Origin of the sequence: Micromonospora sp. NPDC049301 (genome assembly GCF_040678715.1) — a bacterium.
In the GTDB taxonomy this organism is placed as follows: domain Bacteria; phylum Actinomycetota; class Actinomycetes; order Mycobacteriales; family Micromonosporaceae; genus Micromonospora.
In genome coordinates this window covers 509,526-517,928 of the sequence record NZ_JBFAQO010000001.1, presented here as the reverse complement: position 1 = coordinate 517,928, position 8,403 = coordinate 509,526, and the positions used below count along the sequence as shown (strand labels likewise).

The following is an 8,403-nucleotide window of genomic DNA, read 5'->3' as shown; positions in this document are numbered from 1 at the left end:
CGACAACTGGTCCACCATCGTGTTCACCGTGGACTTCAGCTCCAGGATCTCACCCCGGGCATCCACCGTGATCTTCTGCGACAGGTCACCCTTCGCGACCGCCGTGGAGACCTGGGCGATGTTGCGCACCTGGGCCGTCAGGTTCGACGCCATCGAGTTCACGTTGTCGGTCAGGTCCCGCCAGGTGCCGGCGACCCCGCGTACCTGCGCCTGGCCACCGAGCTTGCCCTCGGTGCCCACCTCGCGGGCCACCCGCGTCACCTCGTCGGCGAACGACGACAACTGGTCCACCATCGTGTTCACCGTGGACTTCAGCTCCAGGATCTCACCCCGGGCATCCACCGTGATCTTCTGCGACAGGTCACCCTTCGCCACCGCCGTGGTCACCGAGGCGATGTTGCGGACCTGGCTGGTCAGGTTCGACGCCATCGAGTTCACGTTGTCGGTCAGGTCCCGCCAGGTGCCGGAGACGCCCTTCACCTGGGCCTGACCACCCAGGTTGCCCTCGGTGCCCACCTCGCGGGCCACCCGCGTCACCTCGTCGGCGAACGACGACAACTGGTCCACCATCGTGTTGACGGTGTTCTTGAGTTCCAGGATCTCGCCCTGGGCATCGACCGTGATCTTCTGCGACAGGTCACCCTTGGCGACCGCCGTGGAGACCTGTGAGATGTTGCGGACCTGGCTGGTCAGGTTGCCCGCCAGCTGGTTGACGTTCTCGGTGAGGTCGCGCCAGGTGCCGGAGACGCCGCGTACCTGGGCCTGGCCGCCCAGCTTGCCCTCGATGCCCACCTCGCGGGCCACCCGCGTCACCTCGTCGGCGAACGACGACAACTGGTCCACCATCGTGTTGACGGTGTCCTTCAGCTCCAGGATCTCGCCCTGCGCCGCCACCGTGATCTTCTGCGACAGGTCGCCCCGCGCCACCGCCGTGGAGACCTGGGCGATGTTGCGGACCTGGGCGGTCAGGTTCGACGCCATCGAGTTGACGCTGTCGGTGAGGTCTTTCCAGGTGCCGGCCACGTTCGGCACCTCGGCCTGGCCGCCCAGCTTGCCCTCGGTGCCCACCTCGCGGGCCACCCGGGTCACCTGCTCGGCGAAGAGCCGCAGCGTGTCGGTGAGGTAGTTGATGGTGTGCGCCAGCTCGGCGACCTCGCCCTTGGCCGACACGGTGATCTTCTGGGACAGGTCGCCCTTGGCCACCGCCGTCGACACCTGGGAGATCGACCGCACCTGGTAGGTGAGGTTCGACGCCATGGTGTTGACCGAGTCGGTGAGGTCCTTCCACGTGCCGGCGACACCGCGAACGTCGGCCTGGCCGCCCAGCTTGCCCTCGGTGCCCACCTCGCGGGCCACCCGGGTCACCTCGTTCGAGAACGACGACAGCTGGTCGACCATGGTGTTCACGGTGCGCCCGATGCGCAGGTACTCACCACGCAGCGGCCGGCCGTCGATCTCCAACGCCATCTGCTGGGACAGGTCGCCGTCCGCGACCGCCACGATGACCCGGGCGATCTCGGTGGTCGGTCGACCCAGATCGTCGATCAGCGAATTTATCGCCCGCTGGCCCTCCGCCCAGGAGCCGTCCAGCCCCTCGTCGTCGAGCCGTTCGGTGAGCCGGCCGTCCCGACCGACGATCCGGCTGATCCGCCGCAGGTCCAGGTACTGCCGCTCCTGGAGCGAGACCACCTCGTTGAAGGCGTCCGCCACCTCGCCGCCCTTACCGGCGCGGCGGGGTAGCCGGACCTTCAGGTCGCCGCGACGGACCCGCCGCAGCGCCTCGGTCAACTCACCGAGGAGCGCCTCGTGGTCGGATGCGGACGGATCCGCCACCGACTGCTTCGCCGTGGTCATCATTCCTCGCTCAACTCGGGGGCGCCGGTCCGTGCGGACACACCGGCACCCCATATTGTGCCCGTGCCCGGCGCAGTGCCAGGGTTCACGACCCGCCGATCGGCCCCGGCGGGCACCTCGATCTCCTCGATGGAGGCCGATCCGGCATGGTCGGGCGCAGACCTCGCCCCGCGTGGTGAACCTCCCGAACCGACCTGATCGACCCGAACCGGGCCGGGAAGCGTCCCGTCGAGAAGGAGCCCCTGCTTCACCGCAGGCGTTGACCGCCACGGGGCCGGCGACACCCCGCGCACGCGATGGCCGATCGGGTTGGCAGCCGGTGGGGGGACGGTGGAGGATACGGGGGTGTCAGCCGAGGCGGGGCCCGCGACGGCCGGTTCCCCGAACGGAGCGGTCCGGCGTGTCCGCCTGCCCGCTGACCGGCGTACGCCGGCCGCCGCCCGCGCGGTGGTCCGCTCGGTGCTGGCCGAGGCGCACCTGGACGAGCTGGCCAACGAGGCGCTGCTGCTCACCACGGAGTTGACCACCAACGCTGTCGAGCACGCCCGCACCGAACTGGACATCGAGGTCGTCGCGGACGAGGTCGGGCTGTCCGTGACCGTCTCCGACTTCGCGCCCGGGTCGGGTGACGAGCTGACCGTGGGCACCCGCAACGACGCCACCGAGATCAATGACGTCTCCGAGCGGGGTCGGGGGCTGCTGCTGGTCGACCACTTCGCCAGCCGCTGGGGCACCACGTACCTGCCCACCGGGAAGGGTGTCTGGTTCCGACTGGATCGCCCCGGCGCCGACCCGCCCGAGGGGGCCGCCACCGGTGGCGAGTCGATGCCGACCAGCGCCGGCCCGGGCTCCGCCGCCGACAGCTCCGCGCCGAGCGCCAGCGCGATGAGCGAACTCATGCAGACGGCCCCCGACGTGTACGCGGACGATCCGCTGCCCGACTTCGCCGCCAACCTGCTCAGCCGGGTGGCCGAGATGGTGGGAGCGGCCGGCGGCACGATCCGCCTGGACCGGGGCGACGGACAGGGCCGCCAGGTGCTGGCCCGCTTCGGCCGGCAGCCCCGCCCCGGCACCGAGCTGCTGCGGGTGCCGCTGTCGGTGCACCGCCCGTACGCGGGCGAGCTGGAGCTGGACGCGGCACCGTCGGCGTACGCCCAGCCACTGGCCGTGCTCACCGCCGAGCGGCTGTCGCTGCACCTGGAGAACGACCGGCTGCGCCGGGCCGATGTCCGCCGGCAGGGGTGGTTGACGTTCCTGGCCGAGGCGAGCGAGTTGCTGGCCCAGTCGCTGGACGTCGAGCTGACCATGGCGCTGATTCCGCAGCTGGTGGTGCCGCGGCTCGGCCAGTGGTGTGCCGTGCACACCACCGACGAGTGGGGCCGGCTGCGGCTGGCGGCGGCCAGCCACGCGGACGAGTCGATGCTGCCGCAGCTGCACAAGGTGCTGGCGGAGACGGGTACGGACTCGATCCAGGCCCGGCTGCGCGAAGCGTCCCGCAGCGCAGGGCAGATCCCGCTCGGCGGGCCGATGGAGGGTTTCGCGGTCCCGTTGATCGCTCGCGGGCAGCGGCTCGGCACCCTGGCGGTGGGGCGGCACCAGCGGCACCGGCACGACCCGGACGAGGTGTCGGTGCTGGAGGACGTGGCGCGGCGCTCCGCTCTGGCCATCGAGAACGCGCGCATCCACGCCGAGCGCCGCCGGGTGGCACAGACGCTCCAGCAGTCCCTGCTGCCGCCGGTGCTGCCCGTGGTGGACGGGATCGGCTTCGCCGCCGAGTACGTCCCGACCGGCTACGACGCGGAGGTGGGCGGCGACTTCTACGACGTGGTGCCGCTGCTCGACGGCCGCTGGCTGGTGGTGATCGGGGACGTCTCGGGCAAGGGCGTCCAGGCGGCGGCGGTCACCGGGCTGGTCCGCGACGTGATCCGGGTGCTGGTCGGCGACGGCAAACCGTTGCCGGAGGCGCTGGCCCGACTCAACGAGACGCTGGTCGAGCGGGGCGGCGGCCGGTACTGCACGTTGGCCCTGGCGGCGGTCGGCCCGGGCGACGGCGATCAGCTGGAGGTCTCGTTGCACCTGGCCGGGCACGACCGGCCGGTGCTGCTGGCCGGTGGTGGCGGTGCCCGGTTCGTCGGCACCGGGGGCACCGCGCTGGGCCTGCTCGACACGATCACCTCGCCGACGGCGGAGATCACGCTCGCCCCGGGGGACGCCCTGATCTTCTACACCGACGGGGTCACCGAGCGGCGGCGCGGCCGGGAGCTGTTCGGCACCGACCGGCTGCGCGACGCGGCGGCGCCGCTGGCCGGGTACTCGGCCGACGTGGTGGCCGCCCGGCTGCGCGCCGCGGCGATCAACTTCTCCGTCGAGCCGCCCCGTGACGACATCGCCATCCTGGTGCTCCGCAACGACGCGGTCTGACACCCGCCACCGGCCCGCCCGGCGGCGGTGCGCCCGATAGATTGACCGCCATGTCGAGTGTCGCGCACGACGCGCCGTACTCCCGGCCGTTGGTCCGGGTGCTGATCGCCGCGCAGTTCGCGACCGTCGGGGCGTTCCTCACGGTGCTGCTGCTCTACCTGGGCCGGATGGCCGTCGCCGGCGTCGGCCCGGCCGAGATGCTGACCGGCGCGTACGACCCCAAGGAGCTGATCCCGTTCGGGACGCACGGGGCGAACCCGCTCTTCTGGCTCTACGCACTGGTGTCGGTGCTGTATCTGGTGGGCGCGGTGCTCGGGCCGCCGCTGGCGCTCGTCGCGCTGGCACTGGCGGCCCGCGAGCACGGCACCGTGCCCCGGACGTCGCGCACGCTGCTGCTGGCCGGTGCGGCCAGCACGGTGCTGGTACTGGTGGCCCGGTTCACCCCGCCGCTGCTGGACATGCACCGGTGGTGGTTGGACTGACCGACCAACGGCGTCGCACCCGCGTCACAGGCCGCCGGGGAGGCGGCCGGGGGCGAGCCGGTGCTGCGGGTCGAGATGTTCCTTGGCGGCCCGCAGCCGGGCCAGGCCGGCCAGCTCGCCCCAGAGGTCGACGGCCTGCCGCACCGGCGCGGGGGCGGACACCACCACGCAGCGACCCTGCCGGGCCAGCAGCACCCCCCGGACCGCGGCCAGGATGGACGCCACCCGATCAGGGGCCAGCGCACCGGGCAGCGCCGCGTGCACCACGCCCAGACCGGCGGAGCCGCGCACCGGCACCGGGGCGCCGGCCGCGTCGCGCAGCGCGTAGACGGCGGCGTGTAGGTCGCTGATCGGCACCTCCAGGCGCAGCGCGGTGTCACCGGGTGCGAACGGGTAACGGCGCCACCAGGGCGGCGCGGAGTGCGCGACCGTCGCCTCCCCGTGCAGCAGGCCGACCAGACGCTCGGCGCGCTCCGTGACATCGGCCCGGCCGCCCTCGAGCAGCACCACCAGGCTGCCCGCCCGGGACGGGGCACCCGACCGACCGGACATCGACGGGTGGCGCTCCCGGGCGGTGGCGGCCGGGTGGCCGGGCGGGTAGGGCGTGCGCGGCCGGGGCGCCCCGGCCGGCAGGTCCAGCTCGATGGCCGCCGGCTCCAGTCGGGCGGCGAGGATCGTCCGGACCAGGTCGTGCACCTCCAGCGGCGTCCACACGGGCCGGGACACCCAGAGTCGGCTGGCCGGCACCGGCTGCACCCGCAGACTCGCCGAGACCAGCACACCGAGCGCGCCCTGCGAGCCGCAGAGCAGCCGGGCCAGGTCGAGCCCGGGCGCACCGCCGCCGGCGCTGACCAACTCGCCGTCGGCACCCAGGTAGCGGACGCCGAGCAGCTGGTCGCAGGGGCTGCCGTGACGGTGCCGCAGCGGGCCGGCCTCACCGGCGGCGAGCACCCCGCCGAGCGTCGCCCCGGGCGACGGGGCGTCCATCGCCAACCGCTGCCCGGTGCGCTCCAGAGTGGCCTGCACCGCCCGCAGCGGGGTGCCGGCGCCGACCTCGGCGACCGGCGCGCCGACCGGCTCGTGACCGATGCCGGCCAGCCGGCCGGTGTCGAGCATGATGTCGACCTGCTCCGGCGTCGCGCCCCAGTCGATCTTCGTGCCGGCGCCCCGTGGCACCACCGACAGGTCGTGCGAGGCGGCCAGCCGCAGCACCTCGGCCGCGGCGTGCGGGCCGCCGGGCACCGCCACCCAGCGCGCCGGCCGCCCGGCCACCTCGTCGGCCGGGCCGGCGAGCCGGGCGAACGGCGGACCGCAGATCGCCGTCAACCGTCGGGTGATCTCGAGGGCTCCGGACCGGCCGAGGGAACTCGCTGCTGCAGCCATGCCGGCTATCGTACATGTGTTCGAATGCGGTGGTGGCGACTATCGGGATGCCGCTGGTCCGGCACCCGGAGCGTGCCGGCCGGTAACGTGGCCGCCGTGACCACCGAGACTGCCCCGCCCGCGGCGAAGCGGGTGCCCGCCGAGCGCACCCACCACGGCGACACCGTCGTCGACGAGTACTCCTGGCTCGCCGCCAAGGACGACCCGGAGACGATCGCGTACCTGACCGCCGAGAACACGTACACCGAGGAGCGCACGGCGCACCTGGCCGGGCTGCGCGCGGACCTGTACGAGGAGATCCGGCAGCGCACCCGGGAGACCGACCTGTCCGTGCCGACCCGCAAGGGCGGGCACTGGTACTACACCCGCACGGTGGAGGGGCAGCAGTACGGGGTGCACTGCCGACGCGCGGTCCGCGACTCCGAGACCGAGCCACCGGTCAGCGCCGACGGCGCCCCGCTGGACGGCGAGGAGGTGCTGCTCGACGGCAACCTGCTCGCCGAGGGGCACCACTTCTTCTCGCTGGGCGCCTTCGACGTCAGCCCGGACGGGCGCTGGCTGGCCTACTCCACCGACTTCTCCGGCGACGAGCGGTTCACCCTGCGGGTGAAGGACCTGACCACGGGCGAGTTGCTCCCGGACGAGATCCCGGACACCTTCTACGGCACGGCCTGGTCGGCAGACGCCTCGGTGCTGTTCTACGTGACGGTGGACGACGCCTGGCGGCCGAACCGGGTCTGGCGGCACACCGTCGGCTCGGCCGCCGGCGACGACGTGGTGGTCCACCAGGAGGACGACGAACGGTTCTGGGTGGGCGTGGAGCTGACCCGGTCGGAGAAGTTCATCCTGATCGACATCCACAGCAAGGTCACCAGCGAGGTGCTGGTGGTCCCGGCCGCCAACCCGACCGGCGCGCCGGCCGTCATCGCGGCCCGGCGGCAGGGCATCGAGTACACGGTGGAGCACCACGGCCACCGCTTCCTGATCCTGCACAACGACGGCGCGGAGGACTTCGCGCTGGCGTTCACCTCGGCCGACTCGCCCGGTGACTGGGTGCCGCTGATCGAGCACCGCCCCGGCACCCGGCTGGAGGCGGTGGACGCCTTCGCGAACCACCTGGTGGTGTCGCTGCGTACCGACGGGCTCACCGGGCTGCGGGTGCTGCCGGTCGGCGGCGGCGACGAGTACGACATCGACTTCCCCGAGCCGCTGTACAGCGTCGGGCTGGACGCCAATCCGGAGTACCGCACCGGGCAGGTGCGGCTGCGCTACTCCTCGCTGGTCACCCCCGACTCCGTGTACGACTACGACCTGGTCACCCGGCAGATGGTGCTGCGCAAGCAGAAGCCGGTGCTGCCGGGGCCGGACGGGCGGCCGTACGACCCGGCCGAATACGAGCAGCACCGCGACTGGGCGCTGGCCGACGACGGCACCCGGGTGCCGATCTCGCTGGTCTGCCGGGTCGGCACGCCCCGGGACGGCTCGGCCCCCTGCGAGCTGTACGGCTACGGCTCGTACGAGGCCAGCATGGATCCGTGGTTCTCGGTGGCCCGGCTGTCCCTGCTGGACCGGGGTGTGGTCTTCGCGGTGGCGCACACCCGGGGTGGCGGTGAGCTGGGCCGGCGCTGGTACGACCAGGGCAAGCTGCTGGCCAAGAAGAACACCTTCACCGACTTCGTCGCCTGTGCCCGCCACCTGGTCAAGGCCGGCTGGACGGCCAGCGACCGGCTGGTCGCCCGGGGCGCCTCGGCCGGCGGCCTGCTCATGGGCGCGGTGGCCAACCTCGCCCCGGACGCATTCGCCGGGATCGTCGCGCAGGTGCCGTTCGTGGACGCGCTCACCTCGATCCTCGACCCGTCGCTGCCGCTGACCGTCACCGAGTGGGAGGAGTGGGGCAACCCGCTGGAGGACCCGGAGGTGTACGCGTACATGAAGTCCTACACGCCGTACGAGAACGTGGCGCCGATGGACTACCCGGCGATCCTCGCGGTGACCAGCCTCAACGACACGCGGGTGCTCTACTCCGAGCCGGCGAAGTGGATCGCCCGGTTGCGGGCGGTCGCCCCGGGCGGCGACTACCTGCTCAAGACCGAGATGGGCGCTGGGCACGGTGGCCCGAGCGGCCGCTACGACGCCTGGCGCGAGGAGGCGTTCATCAACGCCTGGATCCTGGACCGCCTCGGCCGCGCCTGACCGGCGGGGATGGGCGTGATCGCGCCACGACCCGGAGGTGGCGGCCTCGGCCGTCCGTCGAGGCCACCAC

5 protein-coding genes are annotated in these 8,403 nt (G+C 72.9%); 3 read left to right on the top strand and 2 right to left on the bottom strand.

All coding sequences use genetic code 11. The annotated features are described in order from the left end of the window. A partial coding sequence (locus AB0K07_RS02490; RefSeq protein ID WP_363750382.1) for a HAMP domain-containing protein occupies positions 1-1,854 on the bottom strand: 1,854 nt, incomplete at its 3' end. A gap of 345 nt (positions 1,855-2,199) precedes the next feature. Here AB0K07_RS02490 and AB0K07_RS02485 point away from each other — a divergent pair. Together AB0K07_RS02485 and AB0K07_RS02480 are read left to right on the top strand one after the other, a co-directional pair. Continuing rightward, positions 2,200-4,275 (top strand): SpoIIE family protein phosphatase, encoded by a 2,076-nt coding sequence (locus AB0K07_RS02485; protein ID WP_363750381.1) that lies wholly within the window; start codon positions 2,200-2,202, stop codon positions 4,273-4,275. Between the two features lie 50 nt (positions 4,276-4,325). Then, entirely contained in the window at positions 4,326-4,757 is a 432-nt protein-coding gene (locus tag AB0K07_RS02480; RefSeq protein ID WP_363750380.1) for a hypothetical protein, read from the top strand. A 24-nt stretch (positions 4,758-4,781) separates the two neighbouring features. Here AB0K07_RS02480 and AB0K07_RS02475 read toward each other — a convergent pair whose 3' ends face one another. After that, positions 4,782-6,140 carry an FAD-binding oxidoreductase gene (locus tag AB0K07_RS02475; RefSeq protein WP_363750378.1) on the bottom strand — a complete coding sequence of 453 codons (1,359 nt, stop codon included), beginning with the start codon at positions 6,138-6,140 and terminating at the stop codon, positions 4,782-4,784. A 96-nt stretch (positions 6,141-6,236) separates the two neighbouring features. Here AB0K07_RS02475 and AB0K07_RS02470 point away from each other — a divergent pair, with 96 nt between their 5' ends. Beyond that, positions 6,237-8,333 (top strand): S9 family peptidase, encoded by a 2,097-nt coding sequence (locus tag AB0K07_RS02470; RefSeq protein WP_363750376.1) that lies wholly within the window; start codon positions 6,237-6,239, stop codon positions 8,331-8,333. Positions 8,334-8,403 lie beyond the last annotated feature (70 nt).